The sequence below is a fragment of the Mucilaginibacter sp. Bleaf8 genome, from assembly GCF_018390515.1.
Lineage (GTDB): Bacteria > Bacteroidota > Bacteroidia > Sphingobacteriales > Sphingobacteriaceae > Mucilaginibacter.
The window spans coordinates 1,529,721-1,555,660 of the sequence record NZ_JAHBBK010000001.1 but is presented as its reverse complement, the minus strand read 5'-3'; the positions used below and the strand labels follow the sequence as shown (position 1 = coordinate 1,555,660).

At 43.8% G+C, this 25,940-nt stretch carries 18 protein-coding genes; 16 read left to right on the top strand and 2 right to left on the bottom strand.

Annotated elements, in window-relative coordinates; all coding sequences use genetic code 11:
* Positions 1–40: 40 nt before the first annotated feature.
* The 13 genes from KHS38_RS06705 (at position 41) to KHS38_RS06645 (ending at position 21,659) form a co-directional block, all read left to right on the top strand.
* Positions 41–1,987, top strand: a complete 1,947-nt coding sequence (locus KHS38_RS06705; protein ID WP_213487725.1) for a glycoside hydrolase family 97 protein — start codon at positions 41–43, stop codon at positions 1,985–1,987.
* Positions 1,988–2,011: 24 nt separating this feature from the next.
* On the top strand, positions 2,012–3,094 hold the full coding sequence (locus KHS38_RS06700; protein ID WP_213487724.1) for a glycoside hydrolase family 76 protein: 1,083 nt from the start codon (positions 2,012–2,014) through the stop codon (positions 3,092–3,094).
* An 84-nt stretch (positions 3,095–3,178) separates the two neighbouring features.
* Positions 3,179–4,414, top strand: coding sequence for an L-fucose:H+ symporter permease (fucP, locus tag KHS38_RS06695; protein WP_213487723.1), 1,236 nt, complete (start codon positions 3,179–3,181; stop codon positions 4,412–4,414).
* Between the two features lie 459 nt (positions 4,415–4,873).
* Positions 4,874–7,897, top strand: a complete 3,024-nt coding sequence (locus tag KHS38_RS06690; protein WP_213487722.1) for a SusC/RagA family TonB-linked outer membrane protein — start codon at positions 4,874–4,876, stop codon at positions 7,895–7,897.
* A gap of 11 nt (positions 7,898–7,908) precedes the next feature.
* Positions 7,909–9,561 carry a RagB/SusD family nutrient uptake outer membrane protein gene (locus KHS38_RS06685; protein WP_213487721.1) on the top strand — a complete coding sequence of 551 codons (1,653 nt, stop codon included), beginning with the start codon at positions 7,909–7,911 and terminating at the stop codon, positions 9,559–9,561.
* 31 nt (positions 9,562–9,592) lie between these two features.
* Positions 9,593–10,735 (top strand): SusE domain-containing protein, encoded by a 1,143-nt coding sequence (locus KHS38_RS06680; RefSeq protein ID WP_213487720.1) that lies wholly within the window; start codon positions 9,593–9,595, stop codon positions 10,733–10,735.
* A gap of 57 nt (positions 10,736–10,792) precedes the next feature.
* On the top strand, positions 10,793–11,971 hold the full coding sequence (locus KHS38_RS06675; RefSeq protein ID WP_213487719.1) for a glycoside hydrolase family 76 protein: 1,179 nt from the start codon (positions 10,793–10,795) through the stop codon (positions 11,969–11,971).
* A gap of 146 nt (positions 11,972–12,117) precedes the next feature.
* Positions 12,118–14,151, top strand: coding sequence for a beta-L-arabinofuranosidase domain-containing protein (locus KHS38_RS06670; protein ID WP_213487718.1), 2,034 nt, complete (start codon positions 12,118–12,120; stop codon positions 14,149–14,151).
* 115 nt (positions 14,152–14,266) lie between these two features.
* Entirely contained in the window at positions 14,267–16,570 is a 2,304-nt protein-coding gene (locus KHS38_RS06665) for a GAF domain-containing protein (protein ID WP_213487717.1), read from the top strand.
* Positions 16,571–16,735: 165 nt separating this feature from the next.
* Positions 16,736–17,335, top strand: coding sequence for an FMN-dependent NADH-azoreductase (locus tag KHS38_RS06660; RefSeq protein WP_213487716.1), 600 nt, complete (start codon positions 16,736–16,738; stop codon positions 17,333–17,335).
* 102 nt (positions 17,336–17,437) lie between these two features.
* Entirely contained in the window at positions 17,438–18,052 is a 615-nt protein-coding gene (locus tag KHS38_RS06655; RefSeq protein WP_249665299.1) for a Crp/Fnr family transcriptional regulator, read from the top strand.
* A gap of 109 nt (positions 18,053–18,161) precedes the next feature.
* Positions 18,162–19,037, top strand: a complete 876-nt coding sequence (locus tag KHS38_RS06650) for a pirin family protein (RefSeq protein WP_213487715.1) — start codon at positions 18,162–18,164, stop codon at positions 19,035–19,037.
* A gap of 42 nt (positions 19,038–19,079) precedes the next feature.
* Positions 19,080–21,659, top strand: a complete 2,580-nt coding sequence (locus tag KHS38_RS06645; RefSeq protein ID WP_213487714.1) for a BamA/TamA family outer membrane protein — start codon at positions 19,080–19,082, stop codon at positions 21,657–21,659.
* Positions 21,660–21,765: 106 nt separating this feature from the next.
* On the opposite strand, the gene KHS38_RS06640 is transcribed toward KHS38_RS06645, so the two are convergent.
* On the bottom strand, positions 21,766–22,164 hold the full coding sequence (locus tag KHS38_RS06640; protein WP_213487713.1) for a VOC family protein: 399 nt from the start codon (positions 22,162–22,164) through the stop codon (positions 21,766–21,768).
* A 290-nt stretch (positions 22,165–22,454) separates the two neighbouring features.
* On the opposite strand from KHS38_RS06640, the gene KHS38_RS06635 reads away from it, so the two are divergent.
* Together KHS38_RS06635 and KHS38_RS06630 are read left to right on the top strand one after the other, a co-directional pair.
* Positions 22,455–22,634: a hypothetical protein gene (locus tag KHS38_RS06635; RefSeq protein ID WP_213487712.1), complete on the top strand. Its 180-nt coding sequence runs from the start codon at positions 22,455–22,457 to the stop codon at positions 22,632–22,634.
* Positions 22,635–22,664: 30 nt separating this feature from the next.
* The gene (locus KHS38_RS06630) at positions 22,665–23,339 is read left to right on the top strand and encodes an NADPH-dependent F420 reductase (RefSeq protein WP_349627919.1); all 675 of its coding nucleotides are present in this window, start codon (positions 22,665–22,667) and stop codon (positions 23,337–23,339) included.
* A gap of 142 nt (positions 23,340–23,481) precedes the next feature.
* On the opposite strand, the gene uxuA is transcribed toward KHS38_RS06630, so the two are convergent.
* Positions 23,482–24,669 carry a mannonate dehydratase gene (uxuA, locus tag KHS38_RS06625; RefSeq protein ID WP_213487710.1) on the bottom strand — a complete coding sequence of 396 codons (1,188 nt, stop codon included), beginning with the start codon at positions 24,667–24,669 and terminating at the stop codon, positions 23,482–23,484.
* 187 nt (positions 24,670–24,856) lie between these two features.
* Between uxuA and KHS38_RS06620 the strand changes: the two genes are divergently transcribed.
* Positions 24,857–25,918, top strand: coding sequence for a LacI family DNA-binding transcriptional regulator (locus KHS38_RS06620; protein WP_249665298.1), 1,062 nt, complete (start codon positions 24,857–24,859; stop codon positions 25,916–25,918).
* Positions 25,919–25,940 lie beyond the last annotated feature (22 nt).

Genomic DNA, 25,940 nt, shown 5'->3' with positions numbered 1-25,940 from the left:
CCTAAACCTTATCACTGCTTAAACTAACCAATTAGCCTCTATGCAATTTACCAGAGCCATATTGATCGGTAGCTTAGTGCTTTTATCAGCAGCCGGTTTTGCACAAAAGAAGTACGTACTTACATCGCCCGACAAGTCTATTAAAGTAGAGTTGTCTGTTGCAGACAGTATTTATTATCAGCTTTCGCAAAACGGTAAACCGCTTGCTGCATCATCAGCAATAAGTTTTAAAACCGATGCCGATAGTGCTTCGGGCTGGAAGGTAACTAAAACTGCTCAAACTAAGCATCAAGGCAATCTGAGTCCGGTAGTATGGCAAAAAAGCAAAACCGTTGCCGACAATTATTCACAGTTGCACCTGGATTTCAGTAATGGGGTATCGTTGGAGTGGCGCGCTTATAATAATGGCGTGGCATGGCACTGGATTAACAACAGCAAAAAGGTGTACAAGGTATTGGATGAGCAGGCTGCACTAAATTTTGCAGATGGCGCAAAAGCATGGTATCCTGAAGAGGATGGTTTTTATTCGCACAATGAGCGCAAGTATAAAAATTACGCAGTAAGCCAGATTACGCCGCAAAAGCTGGCCAGTTTACCTGTGCTGTTTGATGTAAGCGGCACTAAGGTGCTATTAACCGAGGCCGGTTTGTTTAATTATGCCGGTATGTGGGTTCGTGGCAATGGCAAAGGCGGTTTGCGGGCTGTTTTTCCACACTACCCAAAAGAAAAGAAAATTGAAGGCGACCGTGATGAAAAAGTAGTTAGCCGCGAAAGTTTCATTGCGCAGGTAAACGGTGCACAGGAATTTCCATGGCGTATTCTGATGGTGGCCAAAGCCGATCAGGATATTTTAACCAACCAGTTACCCTATTTACTGGGCCGCCCGTCAACCGGCGATTATAGCTGGGTGAAACCGGGCAAAGTACAGTGGGATTGGTGGCATTACAATAACATTTACGGCGTTGATTTTAAAGCCGGTATCAACAACAATACTTACAAATATTACATTGACTTTGCCTCTAAGTACGGCATCGAGTATGTACTGCTTGATGAAGGATGGTGCGATACCCGCGACCTGATGAAGCAGGTAAAAGACATTAATGTAGAGGAGCTTTCCAAATATGCACAAAGCAAGGGGGTAAACCTGCTGCTATGGACCAGCTGGGTGGTATTAGATAAGCAATTGGACATGGCGCTGGATACCTTTGCACGTTGGGGCATTAAAGGTATCAAGGTTGATTTTATGCAGCGCGACGATCAGGATATGGTAAACTACTATGAAAGAGTGGCCCAGGCCGCTGCAAAGCGAAAACTGCTGGTTGATTTTCATGGTGCGTATAAACCTACCGGCTGGAGCAGAACTTACCCGAACGTAATGACGTCGGAAGGCGTAATGGGTAATGAGAATACCAAATTTGCAGCAGGTATCGATCCGCCGCATACGGCCACTTTGCCTTTCATTCGCATGGCGGCCGGCCCTATGGATTTCACGCCGGGCGGCATGATCAATGTGCAAAAAAATGACTTCGCCGCTGTACCGTCCGAACCCATGACGCTGGGTACACGCTGCAATCAAATGGCTATGTATGTAATTTACGAAAGCCCGTTGCAAATGCTTTGCGACATACCTACACACTACTACCGCGAACCGGAATGTATGGAGTTTCTGAAAGCCGTGCCTACTGTATGGCAGCAAACCGTTCCGTTGGCAGGTGCCGTAGGGCAGTATGTAGCCATGGCACGTCAGGCACCTAACAATGATTGGTATATTGGTTCCATGACAGACTGGAGCGCCCGTGAATTAAATCTTGATCTCTCATTCCTGGGCGATGGTAATTACACCATGCAGGTATGGAAAGATGGTGCCAACGCCGATAAGAACGCTAAGGATTTCAAAATGGAAACTTTAGAGGTAAACAAGAATTCCAAAGTGAAAATTAATATGACAACAGGTGGTGGTTATGTGGCTATCCTGCATAAAAAATGATTCCCCGTATTTTAAAAAACTGATATGAGAAGCTACTTTAAAGCAATAATTATACTGGCAGCAACTGTTGGTTTCCATAGGGCCGAGGCGCAAACCTCACCTTACAAAAGCCATATAAAGGATTTATATAAGGCTATTAACACGCACCTCAAAGATTCGAAGAGCGATCTGTATATTGAAACTACCGATCCGGCTAAAAACGAGCATCCGCATTCGTACCTGTGGCCCCTTTGTGCTTACATACAGGCGGCTAACGAAATGGAAGTGTTGGAACCGCAAAAGAGTTACATGTTGCCGGTCGAAAAAGCTATTGCGCAATATTACCGGCCAGGTGTGCCATATCCGGCGTATCAGGATTATGTGGTTAAAGAGAAAACCACTACCCTGTATTATGATGACAATCAGTGGATTGCTATTGCCTTTATGGATGCCTATAAGCGCAAGCACGATAAAAAGTATATAGATACCACCAAGATGATTTACCGTTTTATGCTGGGCGGTTTGGATACCGTTGCAGGAGGTGGTATTTACTGGCGCGAAAAGGATAAAACGACTAAAAATACCTGCTCAAACGGGCCCGGTGTGCTGGTAGCGTTGCAACTGTACAAAGCCACTAAAAATAAAAAGTATCTGCAAACGGCTCTCGATATTTATAACTGGACCCAAAAACACTTGCAAGCACCCGAAGGTGTTTATTATGACAATATTAAACTGCCGTCGATGGAGCTGGCCAAAGCTGCTTACACGTATAATACCGGCACTATGCTGCAATCTGCTGCGTTGCTGTACAACATTACTAAAGATAAAAAATATTTAGCAGAGGCTCAGCGTGTAGCTAAAGCAGGTAAAGCGCATTTCTTTAAGAATGGCCGCTTGCCTAACGAATATTGGTTTAATGCTGTAATGCTTCGCGGTTATGTAGAGCTTTACAAAATCGATAAAAACCGCGAATGGATCGATTTTTTCAGACAGGATGCGGACCAGATTTGGGAAAAAGAACGTGATGCCAATAATCTTGTAGGAAACAGGCCGGAAAAGCGCCTGATTGATCAAGGTGCCATGATTGAAATATACGCTGTTTTAGAACAGGTAAAGAATATAAAATAAACAGTCTTTTTTTATCTTGCAAAAGCAAACTGCTGTAAGCCAATATTATTGATGTTGGCTTACTAACCAATTATAACCTACTTCATGACTACTATCAAACCTACTTTTACCGACAAGAAGTTTTTAGTTACGCTTGTGTTTGTAACTTCCCTTTTTATGTTTTGGGGCGTTGCCATTTCTTTATCTGATGTATTGAATAAACACTTTCAGGAAGTGTTACATGTTTCCAAAGCGCAGTCGGGCCTGGTGCAGTTTTCTGTGTTTGGGGCTTATTTTGTAATGGGTATACCAGCTGGTTTATTTATGAAGCGATTTGGTTATAAAAGTGGTGTATTGCTGGGGCTATCCTTATTTGCTATCGGTGCATTCTTGTTTGTGCCGGCAGCCAATGCACAATCATTTAATTTTTTTAGGCTTGCGTTGTTTATTGTAGGATGTGGCTTGTCTACGCTTGAAACTGTAGCGCACCCGTTTGTGGCATCGCTCGGCCATCAGGAAACCAGCGATCAGCGTATCAACTTTGCACAATCGTTCAATGCGTTAGGTACGATGCTTGGCCCGCTTATCGGTGGCTTTTTCGTGTTTGGAAACGGCGGCGAAAGCACAGAAGCCGGGTTGGATTCGATTAAAATACTTTATATCATTATAGGCGTTTTAGTGACAGTAGTTGCCATTTCATTCTCTTTTGTAAAAGTGCCTGCTTTGGTTGATCCGCATGCGCCGATTACACAAGGTTTTGATGTAGAGGAAGTGCCTGTGCCTTCTAAAAAGTTATTTCAAAACAGACACTTCGTTTGGGCTGCTATTTCGCAACTCTTCAATGTAGCTGCACAATCTGGTACGTGGGCTTTTTTTCTGAACTATTGTCATGAAAAAATGCACATGGGCGATAGAGAGGCAAGTGCTTACATGGGTTTCGTATTTATGGGTCTGATGCTGGTAGGTCGTTTTGCCGGTACAGCACTAATGCGTTTTATTGCACCTAATAAGTTGCTGGCACTATTTACAGCCGGTAGCATAATTATGTGTTTAATTGTTGCGCAAAGCTGGGGCTGGGCATCGTTTATTGCCTTGCTGATGATCAATTTCTTTTTCAGCATTATGTTTCCAACTATATTTAGTTTAGGTATCAAAAACCTGGGTGCACAAACACAGCAGGCGTCTTCATTCATTTCAATGGGTGTTGTTGGCGGGGCATTCTTCCCGCTGCTTATGGGCCTCGTAGCCAATCATGATGTGGCCACAGCCTATTATTTGCCAATTATTTGCTATGCCGTGATATTTGCTTTTGCGGTTAAGTTTTACAAAGTAAGAGTATAGGCAAGCGCAAGCCTCTTAATCACTATCCGCAGAAACTCACTGACAGTTAACAAGCATATCAATATGCTTGTTAACTGTTAAATACGTTTATCTCTTCGTTAATTTTAAAAGAAATCCATTCTTTTTGAAAGTTTGATAAAAACCAAGTTTCATTGCTTGCTAAAACAATTTAGTTTTTATATTTGGTGCCAGTAACCAATTACTAATCTGTAGTAATAATCATTTAACTAATTTTTATGAAACCTGTACCCATTTGCTCATGGAAGCCGGAGGCTTGTTGGCATTTTGCTGTTGTTTTTTCTATAAATCAGGCAGTAATCAACATGTCTCGCATTGATGATTAACCAAAATCAGTCCTTAAAATCTTATTGAACCTATATGATGTAATTTATGAGAATTTTTACTTACAAAATTAATTCATCCAGATCGGCACCGTTAAGGTGGGTAAAAACAACTGTTATGTTGGTAGCTTTATTAACCTGCAGTGTGCTGAATGGATTTGCGCAAACCACCCGTTTACAGGGTACCGTAGTTGATGAGAAAGGCGAACCGTTACCCGGCGTAAATGTAAGGGTTAAAGACAGCCAGCAAGGTGCCGCAACTGACCTGAATGGAAAGTATCAGTTAAACGTTTCAGCTCCATCGGGTACGTTAACATTTAGCTTTGTTGGCTATGTAGCCCAAGTAAAAGCATTTACCGGAAGTGCTACTATTGATATAAAGCTGGCTCCAAACCAAAGCTCGCTGAGCGAGGTAGTGGTAGTGGGTTACGGTACGCAAAGGCGTGCTTCGGTTACCGGTGCGGTAGATCAGGTGTCGTCAAATGCTATTCAGGGTAAGCCGGCTGTGAATGTAACCCAGGCATTGCAGGGTACATCGCCCAGCCTTAACATCCAGCAACGTAGCAATGAACCCGGCCAACCTGCCAATATCAATATCCGGGGTATAGGTACTATGGGTAATAATACGCCGCTGGTGGTAATCGATGGTTTAGTTGGTGGAGATATCAACCTGCTGAACCCATCTGATATTGAAAGCGTATCTGTTTTAAAAGATGCCGGAGCTGCAGCTATTTACGGTTCCCGTTCATCAAACGGTGTCATATTAGTTACAACAAAAAAAGGTAATAAAAACGGCAAACCTGTACTTGCTTATAATGGCTTGGTGGGCGTACAAATTCCTAAAACGTTCTATAAACCTATACATGGTTACGAGAATGCGATATTACGAAATCAGGCTAATGTGAATGCTGGCCAACCGGTGATATTTAGCCCTGAGCAGATCCGGAATTTTCAACAGCAAGGTGATAAGCAATTCTTTTTGGATGCCATTCTGCAAAACGCCCTGCAACAAAATCACAACGTGAGTTTATCGGGTGGTAATAGCAATTCGACCTACCTCGTGTCTGCTGGTTACGTAAATCAGGAAAACAACCTGGTTGGACCTGATTATGGCTTAAAACGTTACAATTACCGGTTAAATTTAACTAACGAGTATGGTAAACTTAAATTAACCAGCATATTGGCTTACGCCCGTACCAATATTAAAGATCATTCGTCGTCAACCTCTACCTTAATTGTAGATGCGAGCCGTGTGCCACTTTATTACGACCTTAAAGACGATCAAGGCCGTTACCTTACAAACGATGTACTGAGCGAGTTTAACCCATTGGGGGTACTCGAAAAAGGTGGTTACCGTAAATATGACAACGATAACTTATTTGGAAGTTTAAACGCAGAGGTTGCTGTAACTGACTTTTTGAAATTGCGTGGTGTGTTTGGCGGTACATTAAATGCCAATCACCAGTTTGCGCGCACTTTCCAGGTAAATTACTTTCCTCGCGGTACCTCAGGTGCTGACCGCAATACCAATGATGAAAACTTCAAAGATTTGCTGCTTAATACTCAGTTTTTGGCGGAGTTTAACAAGGTGTTCAACAAAAAGCATTACACCACAGTGTTGCTGGGCGTATCTAATGAATCGTATAAAAGTGAAGGTAATGCACTGTTCAGAACACTTACCGATCCGGAATTAGGCACGCCAATTTCAGGAACAATTGTTAATACAGGCAGTTCAGTAAATACTAATCAACGTACCAGTGAATACAGCCTGAATTCTGTTCTTGGACGGGCTAATTATTCCTATGAAGATAAGTATTATGGTGAGTTTAGCTTCAGGCTTGATGCGTCGTCAAGGTTTGCTTCAAATTATCGTTCGGCATTCTTTCCGTCAGTTTCAGCTGGTTATCGTATCACGCAGGAGCGATTTATGGAAAAATATCGCACCAACGTTGGCGATATCAAACTTAGGGGCTCATACGGTATCTTAGGTAACCAAAACGTGGGTAATTACCAATATATAACCACATTTGGCAATTTAAACGAAGCTTACGGATTTGGTAACAATGTTGTAAATGGTGCAAGGCAAAATATTGCCAATCCGGATATCAGATGGGAGCGTGCAGCAACACTTAACTTAGGTGCTGATGCTACATTCCTGAAAAATACGCTTACTGTATCTTTAGATTACTTTAGTAAACATACGCGTGATATTTTAATTCCGCCCGCTATACCAGGTGTGTTTGGCGCAAACTTCCCTGATTATAACGCAGGTGAGCTGCTTAACCGAGGCTGGGAGGTAAATGCCACTTACCGTATCAAAGGTCGTGACTTTAACCATGCCATTAGCGTGAATGTAGGTGATACTAAAAACAAAGTATTACGTTACGATGGTAACACCCGGATACAGACCTTTGATGAAATGCAGGTGATTTTGCAGGAGGGCTTGCCTTACCAATCATACGTGGGTTTGAAACGTGATGGGTATTTTCAAAATCTGGAAGAAATTGCTACCGGGCCTAAACCGGCCGGCCTGGCCCTGTCTCCGGGCGATATCCGCTATGTGGATGTGAATAAGGATGGCGTGATTAACGACCGCGACAGGTTCGTACTGGGTAGCCCTTTTCCACGTTACACTTTTGGCTTAACCTATGCTGTAAACTATAAAGCTTTCGATCTGAATATCTTCATACAGGGTGTAGGCCGCCGTAGTACTTTCCTGCGTGGCGAACTGGTGGAGCCGTTTCACTATAACTACGGCCAAACTATGTATCAGCATCAGCTCGATTTCTGGACACCTACTAATCCAGATGCCGAGTATCCTCGTTTAGCAGCAAATGGCAGCGCATCTAACCAGAACAACTTCCGTCAGGGCTCTAACCTGTATATTTTTAATGCGGCTTATGCTCGTTTAAAAAATGTGCAGTTAGGTTACACTTTACCTAAAAAGATAGCCGGTAAGCTGGGTATGCAAAATCTGAGAGCTTATTTATCAGGTCAGAATTTATTGACGCTTTCTAAGTTAAAGTTCCTGGATCCTGAAGCAAGTGAGTTTAACAACAACTTAGGTGCCGGTGGTGCAAACAGCGGCCGGTCTTATCCAACGCCTGTGTATGTTGGCTTTGGTTTAGATGTTTCATTTTAGAAAACAACATTATGAAAATTATAAAAAGTTATAAAGCATTGTTACTGGTACTGCTGGTAACTGTGGCTTCATGTAAAAAGCTGGATTTAGCGCCAACCGATGCTTTTACAGAGGAGAATTATTGGACAACGGCAGAAAAAGCCAATGCAGTAGTTAATACAGCATATAATCAAATGTTCAATAATAATGACAACAATGGTAGTCGCAGTAGCAATTATTTCTTCTTGAACGAAGCGTTGTCTGATAATGCCGTTAACACCCGCGGAGATAACGAAGGTGTGGCCTCTATAGCGGCAGGTATATATGATCCGTCGCTCGGGCGCTTTAAAGCGGAATGGGCTAACCACTATGCGGCTATCAGAACCTGTAATATATTTATGGAAAATATTGATAAAGTAACCAATATGGACGCTGCCCTTCGTGATCGTATGAAAGGCGAAATCCGGTTTATACGTGCTTTTCAGTATTTTCAGCTCTATACTTGGTTCGGCGATGTACCGTTGATACTTAAAGTTCTGACCCGCGAAGAATCAAATGTTGTAAGCCGCACACCAAGAGCTGAGGTGCTCAAGTTTGTGCTTTCAGAATTAGACGAAGCAACGAAATTATTGCCTTTAAATACAACCTATGGTGATAATGACAAAGGACGTATAGCTAAAGGAACCGCAATTGCTTTAAAAGCACGTGTGCTTTTATATGAGGGCAGATGGCAGGAAGTAGTTACCGCATGTGAGCAATTGATGAGTGGTAGTAACGGTACTTACAGTTTGTTCCCGTCATATGAGGGCCTTTTCCTTCCGCAAAATGAAAATAATAGCGAAGTAATGCTTGATGTGCAGTACGTGTTGGGAACAACACGTAACTACAGTAATTTCTTTGACTACGCACCTCTATCAGTTGGCGCTCGGTTAAATTCATTTTCGCCCACACAGGAGTTGGTAAATAGTTATATCATGCTCAATGGTAAAGCCATAAATGAAGCTGGTTCAGGATATAACGAAAATGATCCTTATACAAGTCGTGATCCGCGTTTAACAAATACTGTTGTATATCACGGCTACCAGTGGAAGCTTCCAGATAACAAAATAAAAACAATTTATACAAAGCCAGGAACAGATCCTGATAAGGATCATCCTGATGAGTATGCTCCAGGTTCGGTCTCATCCCCAACAGGATATTACCTGCGTAAGTATTACGACCCAACATCTTTAGCTAATTTTCAGTCAGGTTTAAATCTTATTTTAATTCGTTATGCTGATGTTTTATTGATGTACGCAGAGGCAAAAAATGAGCTGAACCAATTTACATCTGATGACTGGGATAAAACCATCAAAGCTTTACGAACCAGAGCTGGATTTACAGATGCTGCTGCGTTAAATTATAATGGTGGTGGTCAAACAGCTTTACGCAATACGATCAGAAACGAGCGTCGCACCGAGCTGGCAATGGAAGGTCTGCGCATTTTTGACATACGCCGCTGGCGCATAGCCGAAAATGTACTGAATGGGTGGGCACATGGTGCTAAATACGGCCCGGCTTCAGTTGATAACGGCTACCTCAGAGTTAATCAACGCAGTTTTGATCCGGGCAAGCACTACCTGTGGCCTATACCGCGTGATGAAAGAAACCTGAACCCGAACCTGACTCAAAACCCTGGATGGTAACTAAACAACAACCCATTAAACTAAAATAATCATGAAAAATATTTTATATAAATTATTTACGCTGGGCACTGCAATTACAGCGCTCATCAGCACAGGCTGCAACAAAGACAAGGAACTTAACCATACTAACGTTACGCCGGTAAATACATTTTTTGCTCCTGAAAATAACGCCGCCATTAAACTAGATCCTAAAGCAGGTACCCAACTTTTTGAATGGGAAACATCACGCGCCGAAGATGGCGGCCTGGTGTATTATGAGGTAGCTTTTGATAAAGAGAATGGTGACTTTTCGCAACCTATTTATACTACCGTGTCAGACGAAAGAGGTATGGCTAATCGTTTAAACATGAGCCATGCCGATTTAAATAAAATAGCGCAACTGGCCGGCATTGCTACACAAGGTAAGGGCAAGATTAAATGGACGGTATGGGCTTCTAAAGGTATCAACCAACAAAAAACCGGCGTGTCACGAATCATGGAAATTGAGCGTCCGGAAGGATTTGCAGAGATACCAACCGATCTATACCTTACCGGTACGGCTACTGAAGGTGGTACTGATCTTACTAAAGCTGTTCGATTTAAAAAGACAGCTAACGGCGTATTCGAAGCTTATACCCAATTAAAAGCTGGTACTTATCATTTCGCCAGCGGTACGGCAGGTGATGCCAAAACCTATTCCTTCAATGGTAATAAGTTGGTTGAGGGTGGCGAAATGACGGTTACTGGCGATGCCAAAGTATATCGTATCAAAGTAGAGTTTGAAAAAATACTGGCTACCAATACCCAAATAGAATCAGTAGGCTTATGGTTTTCACCTGATGGTAAGGTATTGGCTAACATTCCATATATAGGTAATGGTATCTGGAAAATCACTAACCTCCCTATTGCATTCAAAGTGGAAACTTGGGGCCGCGATGAACGTTATAAGTTCCGTTTAGCCGTGCGTAATGCTGCTGGCGTAGCTGGCACAGAGTGGTTCGGTAGCTCAAATAAAGATAATAGCCGTCCTGATGCAAATTCAAAAGCAGATTACTATTACCTGAACCCGGTAGATGGTTCACAGTTCGATTATGCGTACAAGTTCGCATCAGCGGTTGACAACAAATCTATTGACCTTACATTAGATTTCAGCTCAGCAGGTTCTGCATACACTCATACCGTTACCGTAAAATAATATTCAATAACCTGCATTGAGTGGTATCACCCAATGCAGGTATTTATTGTTTAGAATATGAAAAAAAATATTGCTCAACTTTGCACAATAGCAGGGCTGCTGTTCGCTACAGGCATAACCAGTTCTTGCTTAAAAGATAAAGCCTACCCTTTGTATAATGATGCGCCGCCGGCCACCATAAATTATAACTGGGCATCGCTGGCTGATTCGTTGCAGGATAAAACCTATACCGTGTTTTCGAACGGGAAGTACTTTAACGAAGATAATATGGGTAATACCACCTTCCACTACTGGCGTAATGCGCACGGTCTGGATGTATTGCTTGATGGTTTTCTGCGTACAGGTAACGCACAGTACAAACAACGCATGATGACGTTGCTGAACGGTATTAAAGAAGCCAACGGCAACAAGTGGCCTAACGATTTTTATGATGATATGGAGTGGTTGGCATTAGCCAGCCTGCGCAGCTATGAAGCTACTCAGGAAAGTGCTTACCTGGATGCCGCCAACGCTTTATGGACTGATATCAAAACCGGCCGTAATGACAATCAAGGTGATGGTATAGCCTGGAATAAATCAGATCGCACCAATAAAAATACACCTGCTAATGCACCAGCTATCATTTTTGCGGCAAGATTATACCGTGTAAAAAAAGATGCTGCCGATTTGCAGATAGCCAAAGAGTTATACCAATGGCTTAAAGGTAACCTGGTTGATCCAACCTCTGGTATTGTTTGGGATGGCGTGAAAGATGTACAGGGAGCAGATAATACTCCTCCGGTTCCGGTAACCGCCAAAGATAAGTATACTTACAACCAGGGTACATTTGTTGGTGCCGCATTGGAGCTTTACAAGGTAACAAACGATATAAATTATCTGAACGATGCCGTACGCACAGCCAATGCAGTCATGAATGATGCCGATCTTTCTCCGCAAGGAATTCTTAAAAATGAAGGTAATGGTGATGGCGGTTTGTTTAAAGGCATTTTGGTGAGATACTTTACCTTACTGGCTCAGGAAGCCGCCGTTACCCCATACAATAAATCAAACTTGATTAAGTTTTTACGGAATAATGCGCAAACATTATATACGCAGGGCATAAGCCGGCCGGAACTGATGGTTAGTCCCGACTGGAAAAGTAAGCCAGGCACAACAACCGATCTCAGTATCCAATTAAGCGGGGTGATGATGATCGAAGCTGCCGCTACATTGAACAAGCAAGGCTTGCTTAACTAACTCATTCCTTACAGAAAGCGTCTGCCTCAAAGCAGACGCTTTTGTTTTATCATCTATTTTATGGTAATTTCAAATTGTGCGGTTACATCAATGGATGGTGTTTAATCGCGGAATGAATCAACATCTGTCTTTTTTCATAATCTTACATGAAAGCTAAACTGATAAGTGCCGTAATTGGCGCTGTTTTACTAAGCGCTGCTTATTGTAGCTACAGTCAGGGTGTAAAAACAGCCGGCACCGAAAACTATTTGAACAACCGGGCTCCGTTGCGCCAAAATCCTTATGTGCAGCTTCCTTTAGGAGCTATTAAGCCACAAGGCTGGTTACGCGAGATGCTGGTTCGGCAAAAAGATGGGCTCACCGGTCAGTTAGATAAGCTATATCCGCTGGTTATGAGCAAACGCAACGGCTGGCTGGGCGGCGATGGCGACCAGTGGGAGCGTGGCCCTTACTGGATTGATGGTTTACTGCCGCTGGCCTATATTTTAAATGATAAAGAGTTAATAGCCAAGGCTAAGCCTTGGGTGGAATGGGCAATTAAGAGCCAGCAGCCCGATGGCTATTTTGGTCCGGCAAAAGATTATAGTCCGGAGGCCGGTATACAGCGGGATAACAGCCGGGATTGGTGGCCAAAAATGGTGATGCTAAAAGTATTGCAGCAATATTACTCAGCCACGCAGGATAAGCGGGTGATTAATCTGATGACAAATTACTTTAAGTATCAACTAAAAGAGCTGCCTCAAAAACCGCTCGATCACTGGACGTTTTGGGCCCGTTACCGCGAAGGTGATAACCTGATGATGGTGTATTGGCTGTATAACATTACCGGCGATAAGTTTTTGCTCGATTTGGGCGATTTGCTGCACAAACAGGGCTATGATTATACCCATGCATTTTTAAATACCGACATGCTTTCAGCGATGGGCCAAATGCATGGAGTAAATTTAGCGCAAGGCTTTAAGGAGCCGGCCGTTTACTACCAGCATCACCCCGAGGAGCGTTATGTTAAAGCCTTACAAAAAGGCTATGCTGATTTGCGCAAATTTAATGGCATGGCGCACGGGCTTTACGGTGCTGATGAAGCCTTGCATGGTAATAACCCAACCCAGGGTTCGGAGCTTTGTACCGCTGTTGAAATGATGTACTCTCTGGAAAGTACGCTGAACATCACCGGTGATTTAGCATATGCCGATCAGTTAGAAAGAATAGCGTTTAATGCATTACCAACCCAAGCCACTGCCAATTACATGGACCGCCAATATTACCAGCAAGCCAACCAGGTGATGCTTACCCGGCATGATCGCAACTTTAATACCAACCACAATGGTACCGATATTTGCTATGGGTTACTTACCGGCTATGCCTGCTGTACTTCCAATATGCACCAAGGCTGGCCTAAGTTTACGCAAAACTTATGGTATGCTACGCCCGATAATGGGCTGGCAGCTTTAGTGTATTCGCCCAGTGAAGTAACGGCATCTGTAGCTAATGGCATACCGGTAACATTTAAAGAGGAAACCAACTATCCTTTTGATGAAACCATTAAGTTTACCTACAGTAGCAAAAAGGCGGTGTTATCATTCCCGTTGCATTTGCGCGTACCCACGTGGTGTAAAACGGCTACGCTTACCGTAAATGGAAAGGAAATGCAACAAGCCAGTAGTAACCAGACTGTTAAAATAAACCGGGAGTGGAAAAATGGTGACGTGGTTGAACTGCGTTTACCTATGCACATTTTTAAGAATACCTGGTATGAAAACTCTGTATCGGTTGAGCGGGGCCCGCTGGTGTATGCGTTAAAAATAGGCGAGCAGGTAATCCGGGTGAAAAACGAGCAGTTCCCGGTTAACTATGGCAATTATTATTACGAGGTACGTCCAACAACCCCCTGGAATTACGGCCTGATTAGTATGGAAGATAATCAGCTCGATGCCAATTACAAAGTGGAGAAAGCCACTAACCAAACCGCTTACCCGTGGACGGCAGATAGCGCGCCCATAACCATCAAGGCGAAAGGCAAGCGCATTGATTACTGGCAATTATATAACGAGATGGCTGGCCCGGTTCCTTTTAGTGTAATGTATGATGAGAATTTACCGGCAAAAAAGGTTGAGGACATTACGCTGATACCCTATGGTTGCACCCGTTTGCGTATAGCGCAGTTTCCGGTTAGCGATTAATGTTTAATGCACATCCGGACAAATAATGGTGCCTTACAATATCCAATTGCAGCTTTTGCGGCTTGGCTTAAAAAATTATAGCTAATTTTATGGGGTTCAATTATCTGTTCAGATTATGCAGCTGCCCTTTCATCACAATACGCCTTTCAATGTACAACTAAGCTTTGATCATGTTGTTAATCAGCTTAGAAACAAGGTGCAGCAGGGCGATGCCTGCCTGGCAGAAGAGGCAGCTTTGCTGGCCGAGATTGAGAAAGTGCCCGAGCTAATTAACGGTGTAACCAGCTTTGCGGAAATTGAAGCTCATGAACCGTTGATAAGGCGATTGCTGGCCGGTTACTTTCCCGAAGAACTTACGCATAACGAAATCAAGGCGGTAAGCCTGCCCTACATTAGCCACACTTTTAACCATACCGAAAGGTTTAACAAAATATTGCAGGATGCCGGTGCAAGCCCCGATATTACCATCCGCGACTTTGACGAGCATCAATTTTATGTGTTAAGCTGCTGCCTTATTTTAAACGAGTATTATGGCACCAATCTCGATTTTAGTAAACCCATATTTTATGATATACCGGATGCCAATGGCATTATAAAGCATTACCGTATATTATACAATGCGGATTTTCTGGAGATACTGCCCACTGAACAATCTGTCAAAATAACGCAGGAAGATATTGACCTGCTGATGAACAACTACGACGATATGGAACTTTGGAAAGCCAGGTTCCCGAAAGGTAGCTGGCTGCTCAAAGGGTTTGCAATCATTAACTTGGTAGATGTTACTGTTGAAAATGCCGTATCTATATTTAAAGAAAGTTTACTGGGGCTGAGCGTTAATAACTTTCAGAGCATTATTGAATCCACCTTCCGGTCTATTTACCGGATACCCGATATTCAGGTAGGCGCAAGCCTTTACAATGAGGAAGAGCAGCAGTTTGTTGCAGCTGCATTTAAACAGCGGCTAAAAAGCTTTATGCTGCAAAACAGCGATAAGCTAAATACAAAAGAAGCGCTTTGCCCGGGCTCTTGCAATAACCTGATTCATAAGCATACCTATTTTTCCATTTATGATACTGCCGAAGCTTTAAGCCGCGATCCTGATAATATGCTGATCGCCGGTTTCCATGCACAGGGGGCGCGTAGTTTTATATTAGCGCCTATTGTAAAGAATGGAGTGCTTTTAGGCGTAATCGAAGTAGTATCATTACGCCCAAGAGAGCTGAACAGCATTAACGCCAATAAGCTGGATATCGTAATTCCATTCCTGACCGAAACATTGGAACGCTTAATTGTTGAATTGCGTAACAAGATACAGGCAATTATTTACGATAAGTATACTACTATACACGCCAGTGTTTACTGGCGTTTTAGGGCCGAAGCGCAAAAGTATATGCTGAGCAAGCAGGCAGGCCAAAGTTACCAGTTCAATGATGTGCTGTTCGAAGATGTATACCCGTTGTATGGGCAAATAGATGTAAAAGGATCATCTGATGCGCGCAACGAGGCGTTGAAAAAAGACCTGCAACGGCAGCTTACCGATCTGTCTGCATTACTGCTGAAAATTAAACACCATACAAATGATGATTATTTAGAGGTGCATTTACAGCAGGCCGGGTACTTTTTAAGTGATCTTGCCCAGCAACCCTTGCTGGCCAGTACCGAGCAGTTTATTGAAAATTATGTCGAAACGCATATTCATCCGTACTTAAAACAAGTGAATGATGCTGGTTTACTGCCCTACATAAATGATTATTTAGGTGAAGCGGATAAACTGAATGGCATCTTCCATTTTTACAGCAGGCGTTATGCGGCAACTATTGATGAGATCAATAACCGGATGGTGCACATGCTGGATGACAGCCAGGCCGATGCACAGTTGATATTTCCGCATTATTTTGAGCGTTTTAAAACTGACGGAGTTGAGCATAATTTGTATATAGGTAGTTCTATTGCTCCTAACAAAGGTTTTGAAATGAAGCACCTGCACAGCTTACGCCTATGGCAATTAAAAACGCTGTGCCTTATGGAGCGTGCGCATTACCATTCGCGACCTTCATTACCTATCGATCTGGATGTAACTACCTTGGTTTTGGTTTATCAATCGCCGTTATCTATCCGCTTTCGTATTGATGAAAAGCGCTTTGATGTGGATGGTAGTTACAATGCCCGGTTCGAGATGGTTAAAAAGCGTATTGATAAGGCCTTTGTGAAAAATGCACAGGAGCGTATTACCCAACCCGGTAAAATAACCATTGTATATTCAAACGCTTTGCACGAACAGGAATACCTGGATTACATCGAAGAATTACGTGCGCAGCAGATTTTAGATAGCGAGATTGAGATTGTTGAGGTGGAAGACCTGCAGGGCATTGCCGGCCTGAAAGCTATCCGTGCCGCTATTAGACATGATAAGTAGCGTGCAGAGTCTTGATATTTGTCAAGCCTCTTTTTTAGCATATATCATTTAGCGGGCCATCGCGCTCATGTAGTTTTACATCATCAGAAGGCGTAAATAAAAGCTGATGAAAATCAGTAGATATGCGCCCGGAGAAGTAAAAACGACATCTAAATTTTAAGCAAAATGGCAAATATTCTGCACGTAATTTCAAGCCCAAGGGGCGAGGCATCTAACAGTATTAAACTGGGTAATGCAATTGTTGATAAACTAAGGGAGCAAGATACGGCTTCGGCTGTTGTAGTAAAAGACCTTACCCAAGGCCCTTTCCCTCACCTGGAAGTAGCACATCTGAATGCGTTTTTTACGCCAGCTGAGCAACATACTGAAGAAAACAAGGCGGCCATCCGCCACTCCAATGAAGCTATTCAGGAAATCTTCAATGCCGATGTTATCGTAATTGGTGCACCCATGTACAACTTTGGTATCTCATCAACCTTAAAAGCCTGGATTGACCATATTGCCCGTGCCGGTATCACTTTTAAATATACGGCTAACGGCGCCGTAGGCTTAATCAGTAATAAGAAAGTTTATCTTGCTGTTACTACCGGCGGCGTGTATAGTTCTGGCGATTATGCCGCATTCGACTTTTTAACGCCATATTTGAAATTTGTACTGGGCTTTTTAGGCATTACATATGTTACCGTAGTAAGAGGTGAGGGGTTTGCTGTAGAGGGCCTTAAGGATAAAGCATTAGATAAGGCCATTGATAGTATAACGGTATAAAATTTATATAACATGTTTATGTAGAAAGGGGATGCTTTACAGTATCCCCTTTTTAGTTAGCTTTTGTTTGTGTGTGAAGATGCTTATTTTAGGCGACGGTTAATGGTTAAAAATCCTGCCAAATCGCAACTTATGTTTGATGCACTTTACACCTATATTGAAAACAAATCTTCAATGAAGCTCTCTGATGATGAGAGGAAGCTTGTTGAAGAAAGCTTTAAACCTAAAAAGCTTCGTAAGCGGCAATATTTTTTGCAGGAAGGGGATGTGTGCAAGTACATGGGCTTTGTCATTAAAGGATCGAGCCGCATGTTTTCGGTTGACCAGCGGGGCAATGAGCACGTGATACGCCTGGGGCTCGAAAACTGGTGGATTGGCGATTACGAAAGTTATAAGCTGTTAACCCCTGCCCGTTTCAATATCGAGGTTTTAGAAGATACGGAGCTATTGCTGGTTACTAACGAACAAATGCAGCAATTGATGGACCGGATACCTGCTGTGGCCGCCATGGTAAAGGCTATGGACGAGCGAGGAGCAATAGCCACACAACAACGTATGCATGCGGCCATCAGCTTAACGGCCGAAGAACGCTACGAAAACCTGGCCAAAACGTACCCGATGTTTTTGCAGCGTTTTCCGCAAAATGTTATTGCCTCCTACCTGGGCATATCTGCCGAAACATTGAGCCGCATACGCAAAAACGCGTATCAAAAATAAGTGCAGGTTTTGTAGTCTTGATAAATGTCAAGATTAGATTTTAGCATATGTCATGGTATAGGGCATCTCTTTCATGGAACTTTGTGTTGTTCACTCAACGGTAAAAGTCATGAAAAAAACAATTATAAAAAGTTCCGGAGGCCAAACTGCACGAGTTGCCGATATGCTGGTAAATCGTCTGCTGCCGGATATGGATACCAGGAGCATAGGTCCGTTTGTGTTTCTGGATCACCTGTTCCCGGTAACGAAAGAGAAGCAGGAAGCTATGCCTTATCAGGGAGAAAATGCACACCCGCACCGGGGCATTGCCACATTCAGTTATTTGTTTAGTGGTGCATTAGAGCATTTTGATAGCCAGGGCAATCATGATATTGTAGAAGCCGGCGGTGCGCAGTGGATGAAAGCCGGTAGCGGCATTGTGCATGATGAGCGGCCAGGTCCCGAATTTTTACGTAATGGCGGTGTTTTACACGCATTGCAATTCTGGATAAATCTGCCCGCCAAAAACAAGGCCGAAGTACCGGAGTACCTGGCTGTAAAACCGACCGATATCCCAGAGGCTCCTCTTCCGGGGGAAGCCGGTATCATTAGAGTTGTGATTGGGGCGTGCGGAGATATGGTATCGCCGGTTAAAACCTACACCCGGCAATTCATCTATCATATTCGCTTAAACCCTAAATCGGCTTACACTTTTACAGCTAAAGCTGGTATGGAGCATGCCATTTTTGTGCCGGTTGATGAGGTGACGGTAAACGGGCAGTCAGCAGGTAAAAGCGAACTGCTGTTGTTCGGTAACGAAGGCGATGAACTGGAGTTGTACAACCCTGGCGTTGTACCGGCCAATCTGATTATATTTGGTGGCGAATCCTATACGGAGCCGATAGTTGCCGAGGGGCCGTTTGTGATGAATACCCGTATGGAAGTTGCCCAGGCGTATAATGATTTTTTTGAAGGCAAATACGGCACTATCCAAAATCAAATTTAATAAGTAACAATAAAAGCTTATAAGCATTCAACCTCAAGCCCTATGTTCAAGAACAGTATTCTGCTTTTATGTTTAACCGGTTTTATTGCGGCAAAGGCACAAACCCGTCAAACCGGTTTATTGCCGCAACTTAATCATGCTGATAGTGTGGTGGTGCGCGTCCATCCATCATACGATAGTGTGAGCGGTGTACACCGTTGGCTATTCGGTAAAAATTACCGCGCAGAGTGGGCCGCACCCGTTAAATTGCCGGTTATCCGGATTTCGCAAATACATGGCGGACTGAAACCGCTTAAACAGGGTGGGGGTATGCAGTCAACCTCACTGCGGCTGGCAGATAAGCAGGGAAAAGAGTGGGTGATACGCAGTGTGGAAAAAGCACCGGAGAAGCTGTTGCCCGAAAATTTCAAAGGAACTTTTGCGATAGACTGGCTGGATGATGCCTTAAGCGGTCAGCATCCATTTTCGGCACTTATTGTGCCGCCGCTGGCTACGGCCGTAAACGTGCCGCATGCTAACCCTATTATTGGTGTGGTAGCCCCCGACCCGGCTTTTGGCGAGTATAGTGAAAAGTTTGCCGGCCTGATTGTATTGCTGGAGGAGCGGGAGCCAGCGGGCGAATCAGATAACACGATTAAGGCTTTGCGCGATATGGTGAAAAGCCATGATAACCGCCTGAATCAACGTGAGTTTTTAAATGCCCGCATGCTGGATCTGCTTATTGGCGACTGGGACCGCCACGAGGATCAGTGGCGCTGGATAGACGAAAAACAGGGTAAAGAGAAAGTGTATACTGCAGTACCACGCGACCGTGACCAAGTTTTTCACGTTAGCCAGGGCGTTTTTCCAGCTATAGCCTCATTGCCATGGATTAGTCCGGTAATTGATAATTTCGATGGTGACATTCCACGCGTAAAATATTCACTGTTCAAAACCCGCTTTACCAAGGCGTATCCCGATGCGCAGATGAATTACCAGGACTGGATGCAGGTGGTTAATGATTTTGTGAAAGCTGAAACTGATGAAGTGCTGGAAGCCGGCTTGAAATGCTTGCCGCCCGAAATGTATACCATGCGCCACAATGAGCTGCTTACCAAACTGAAACAGCGTCGTGACCATATTCCGGCTGCGATGGCAAATTACTACAACTTTATAAACCGGATTGTTGACCTGCGTACCAGCGATAAAAATGAGCTTGTTACAATTACAGATGCGCCTGAAAAAGGGATGCGCATTGTAATTAACAAAATAAGTAAAGACGGTGATGTGCAGGGTACCCTGATGGATGTAATTTATCAGCCGGATATTACCAAAGAAATCAGGTTGTATGTGTCTGATGGTAATGATCGGGTTGTGGTAAATAATAGCAATTCGCCTATCAGGTTAAGAGTGATCGGGGCAAATGGCAATAAGGTTTACGATGTGCAGCAGGCTAACCGCAACATCCAGCTTTATAGTAAGAAAGATAGTATCACCTTTTTAGGAAATAGCGGTAAGCTGAACAAGCATTTAGCCAACGATACCTCAAACACCCATTTTGTACCTACCAACCTTTACAACGTTTGGATGCCGCTGGCAACTGGCGGCATTAACGCCGATGATGGCTTTTTACTGGGCTTGGGTTTTAAATACACCCGTAAAGATGGCTTTCGCAAACTGCCTTACACCAGTGTGCAGCAGTTGATGATAACCCATGCTTTTGCTACCGAGGCTTTCCGTATACGATATAATGGTGAGTGGATACAGGCCATAGGTAAAGCTGATTTTACGATGCAAGCCTACATTCAAGCGCCCGATAACACCATGAACTTTTTTGGCCGGGGTAATGAAACTGCTTTGAATAAGTTTCCGGGCTACCGCCGCTTTTACCGTACCCGGTTTGATACTTACCAGTTTGACCCTGCCCTGAGGTGGCATACCGGAACAGGAAGTACCTTGAGTGCAGGCCCGTCGTTACAGTTTTATCACATGGATTTTAAAGACAATGCCGGGCGGTTTGTTACCCAAACCAACTCAGCAATCGGTTCATATGATAGCCTTACCCTGAATAAAGATAAAGCGCATATAGGCTTGGTAGTGAATTATAACAGCAACAAGCGCGATAATAACCTGCTGCCCACTACCGGTTACTATCTGAATGTTACAGTGCAGGGTTACACCGGGCTAAACAGCTACGCTAAGTCATATGCACAAATAAGGCCCGAATTTACCTATTACCAAAAGCTGAACACCAGTGGAACAATCGTACTGTCTGACCGTGTGGGTGGTGGCGTAAGTATAGGCAAACCTGCTTTTTATCAGTCTATGTTTTTAGGTGGGCAGGGCAATTTGCTGGGCTACCTCCAAAATAGGTTTGCCGGTCAGCACATGGTGTATAATAACTTGCAGGCACGTGTAAAGCTGGCCAGTATAGCTAGCTACATTTTACCGGGGCAATTGGGCTTAACCGGCTTTTACGATGCCGGTAGGGTGTGGGTAAACGGCGAGCAGTCAAGCAAATGGCATCATGGTACGGGAGGTGGCTTTTATTTTGCACCGGCAAGCCTTACCATTTTACAGGTACTGGCAGGGCACTCCAACGAGGGCTGGTATCCTTATATTTCACTTAACGTGAGGATTTAATATGACCTTAAGGCGGTTTTGGAAAAACCGTTTGAAAAAGTTAAGACGCTTAACAAAAGCAGCGACGGGTTCCACCCGTCGCTGCTTTTGTTAAGTAATCAATGGTTTATTCTGCAATATTATCCTCATCATCTTGAGGTTCCCAAAGCTCAATGATGTTACCCTCTGGATCCAGTATATGGATAAATTTACCATAGTCGTATTCGGCAATCTCATCAATAATAGTTACGTTATCTTTTCTTAATTCATCTACCAGCAGGGCCAGGTTTTCAACCCGGTAATTGATCATAAATGGCTTGGTTGATGGGTTGAAGTGCTCGGCATTCTGCGGAAAGGCGCACCAAGTTGTTGACCCCTTTTTTGACGGATCATCGGCCTGCCGCCACTCAAAAGTGGTTCCGTATGCACTGGTGGATAATCCCAGGTTTTTGGCATACCATTCGTTCATGCTTTGCGGGTTATCGCATTTAAAAAATACGCCGCCCAGGCCCGTTACTTTTTTCATGATTAAGCTTTTTGCGATTGTGGAAGATTTGTGTTAAAGAAAGCTATATGCTATTGATAATTAACTGGTAAACAAATGTAATTGCCGATTAAGTAGTTTTTTAGTACCTAACCTACAGCAATTTCCATCTTATTTGGCGTATTACCAAATCTGTCTTCATGTCTATTATGCTATCAATAATTCCATTATAAAGCCATTGCCTTGACATTAGTCAACAATGCTTTTTGACTTGTATCAATGTACAGCCTAACTCTCTTGCCGACCTTTACAATATCAAAATAAAGCATGCTATGAAACTCTTGGCTTACCTTTTATCGCTTCTTATCCCCGACCTGAAACCGCTGCAAATTGCACCTGTACTCGCTTTGATATTACTGTATATTAAAGTAATGCTGGTTGTAATTCAATATCACAGCACCCGGTGTATGGAAGTAGGCGAACAAGAGCAAAACCACATTTGCTGGGGTTAAGTAGCTTAATAACCGGGTTGATATTTATCAATAAGCTTTCTTAGCAAACATCATTTAGCAACAAGGGCAAACCATCTAATTTTACATCAACAAAAACATATAATCATGAAAACTACATTTGGAATTATAGGCGCAGGTAACATTGGTAAAACAGTAGCCCGCCATTTGGCAAAAGCCGGTTATGCAGTAGCCATAAGCAATAGTAAAGGCCCCGAAAGTTTGGCTGGCGTAGTTGCAGATTTGGGTGAAAGCGTAAAAGCGGTAACAGCCCAGGAAGCAGCCCAGGCAGATATCGTAATACTGGCTTTACCCTGGGCACAGCTATCAACCCTGACCGGCTTAACCGATTGGAGCGGCAAAGTTGTAATTGATGCTACTAATCATTTCGTAACCTATGCGCCCGATTTTAAACTGGCTGATCTGAACGGACGCGCATCCAGTGAGGTAGTGCAGGATTTTGTACCAGGCGCTTATGTTGTAAAAGCTTTCAATACACTTTATTTTAAGGTACTTGAGCTTGATCCGCAGGAAGGCAACGGCAAGCGTGTAATCTTTATATCAGGAGATAATGCCGGTGCTAAAGTTGAGGTTAAAAATGCCATTGAAACAATTGGCTTTGCCGTGGTTGATTTAGGCACGCTGGCTGCAAGTAAAATACAACAGCCCAATGAAGCCTTGGCTTCTTTAAATCTCATTAAATTATAACGCAGTTAAGCTGACATTCAGACCGGGGTGCAACCAATCCGCTGCCGCAATATGTATCTGGTTGGGATAACCTACGAAATCTTTTTAAACAGAAAGGCCATGCGTTAAGCATGGCCTTTCTGTTAGTGCTATGTGGTTCAGTTTAAATATTAAATGCTCTTTTGATGCCCAATTCCAAACCACGCAGTTCGGCCAGCCCTCTCAGGCGGCCAATGGCAGAGTAGCCGGGATTGGTTCGTTTATGCAGATCATCCAGCATTTTGTGCCCGTGGTCGGGGCGGAAAGGCATGCGACAATCCTGCCTGCCAGCCAGCCAGCGTTTCTGTTGCTCTTCCAGCAAAGCTTTCATTACCCCGTACATATCCACATCGCCGGCCAGATGGTCGGCTTCGTAAAAATTGCCATCCTCATCGCGTAGCGTGCTGCGCAGGTGTATAAAATGAATACGGTCGCCCAGCCGCTTTACCATGCCGGGTAAATCGTTATCAGCCCTCACACCGAATGAGCCGGTGCAAAAGGTTAGGCCGTTGTGTTTGCTTTCAACCGCCCGGTAAAGTTCTTCAATATCCTGCTCTGTGCTTACCACACGTGGTAAGCCTAAAATGGGGTAGGGTGGATCATCGGGGTGAATGCACATCAATACGCCGGCCTCTTCGGCAGCTGGTATTACCTGCTGTAAAAAGAAATACAGGTTCTCTTTTAATTCAGCCGCACCAATATGGCTGTATCCGGCCAGTACCTGTAAAAACTCGCTGATGGTATAACCCTCTTCCGATCCCGGTAGGCCGGCTATAATGTTTTTAACCAGCTTGTTTTTATCCTCGTCGCTCAATTTATCCAGGTAAGCCCTGGCTTTTTGCTGCATAGCTTCGGGATAGGTATCCTGCGCGCCGGGGCGCTGCAACAGGTATAGTTCAAAGGCGGCAAAGGCAGTTACATCAAAGCGCAACGCGGTAGAACCATCGGCCAGGCGGTAATCCAGGTCGGTACGTGTCCAGTCTACCACTGGCATAAAGTTATAGCACACAATATCAATACCGCAGTTGCCGAGATTAAGTAAAGTTTGCTTGTAATTTTCAATGTAATGCTGGTAGTTTCCGCTACGTTTTTTAATGTCTTCGTGCACAGGTACGCTTTCCACAACCGACCAGCTTAAGCCAGCTTCATCAATCAACGTTTTACGCTTTTTGATTTCCTCAACCGGCCAAACTTCGCCGTTAGGTATATGGTGCAGGGCGGTCACTATGCCCGTAGCGCCGGCCTGCCTTACATCAGCCAAAGAAACCGGATCATTAGGGCCGTACCATCTCCACGTTTGTTCTAAACTCATACTTTTTATATTTTGGCAGATGCCGGTAAGCACCTGTATTAGGTTATCATGCACTAAACTAAGGTGGCAATATTACGAGCTATAAAGCGTGGTTAGGCATCCTTTTCCTTTAATAATTCACGCAAACGTTTTAGTGTGGTAAAGTTGCTTATAAGTTATTTGTTAATATATTTAGTGGCTCAACGCTATGCGTACCATAGCAGGCTTAAATAAGTGTATGCATTTTGAGGTTATAACAATCAGGGATATAGCGCGCGAACTGGGGCTGTCGGTATCTACCGTATCTAAAGCACTGCGTGATAGTCACGAAATCAGCAGCAAAACCAAGCTACTGGTGCAGGATTATGCGCGGGAGCATAATTACCGGCCCAATCCCATTGCACAAAGCCTTAAGCAGGGGCAAAGTAAATCCATCGGCGTTGTAGTGCCTGCTATTAACAACCAGTTCTTTTCGCAGGTAATTGATGGTATCGAATCGGTAGCTTATAGTAATGGTTACAATGTAATCATCACCCAAACCCACGAACGCTATGATATGGAGGTGCAAAATGTGGAGCATCTGGTACACCGCTCTATTGACGGCTTGCTGATCTCCCTGTGTACCGAAACCCAGAATGTGGAGCACCTGCAAAAATTACACAGGCAGGGTTTGCCCATTGTGTTTTTTGATAGGGTAAGCAACGATATTGAAACGCATAAAGTTATAGCCGATAATTATAAAGGCGCTTATGATGCTACCAGCCATTTACTTGAAACAGGTTATAAAGACATTGCCCATATAACCAGCACAGCCAATGCCTCGGTTACTACCGAAAGGCTGGCGGGCTATAAGCAGGCACTTGCCGATGCCGATGTGGCAGTGCAGAATGATTATATAAAGTTTTGCCCCAATGGTACAGATTTAACCGCTAAGGTTGAAACTGCGCTGGATGAATTATTGGCCTTGAATACACCGCCGCAGGCATTGTTTACCGCCTGGGATACGATTACCACAACGGTGCTGGCATTACTCCATAAACGCGGGCTGCGTGTACCGCAGGATATTGCACTGGTTGGATTCAGTAATACTACTTTGGCCGACATTCTGAATCCATCACTCACAGCTGTGCATCAGCCCGGGTTTGAAATGGGTAAAACAGCTATTGAAATGCTGCTTGCTTTAATTAAGGCTAAGTACCCCATAGAAGAGTTTGAGACTAAGGTGCTGCCAACGCAATTGTTTGTACGGGCATCAAGCGTAAAAGCCTAATAGTTTAAGATTAATTAACGTA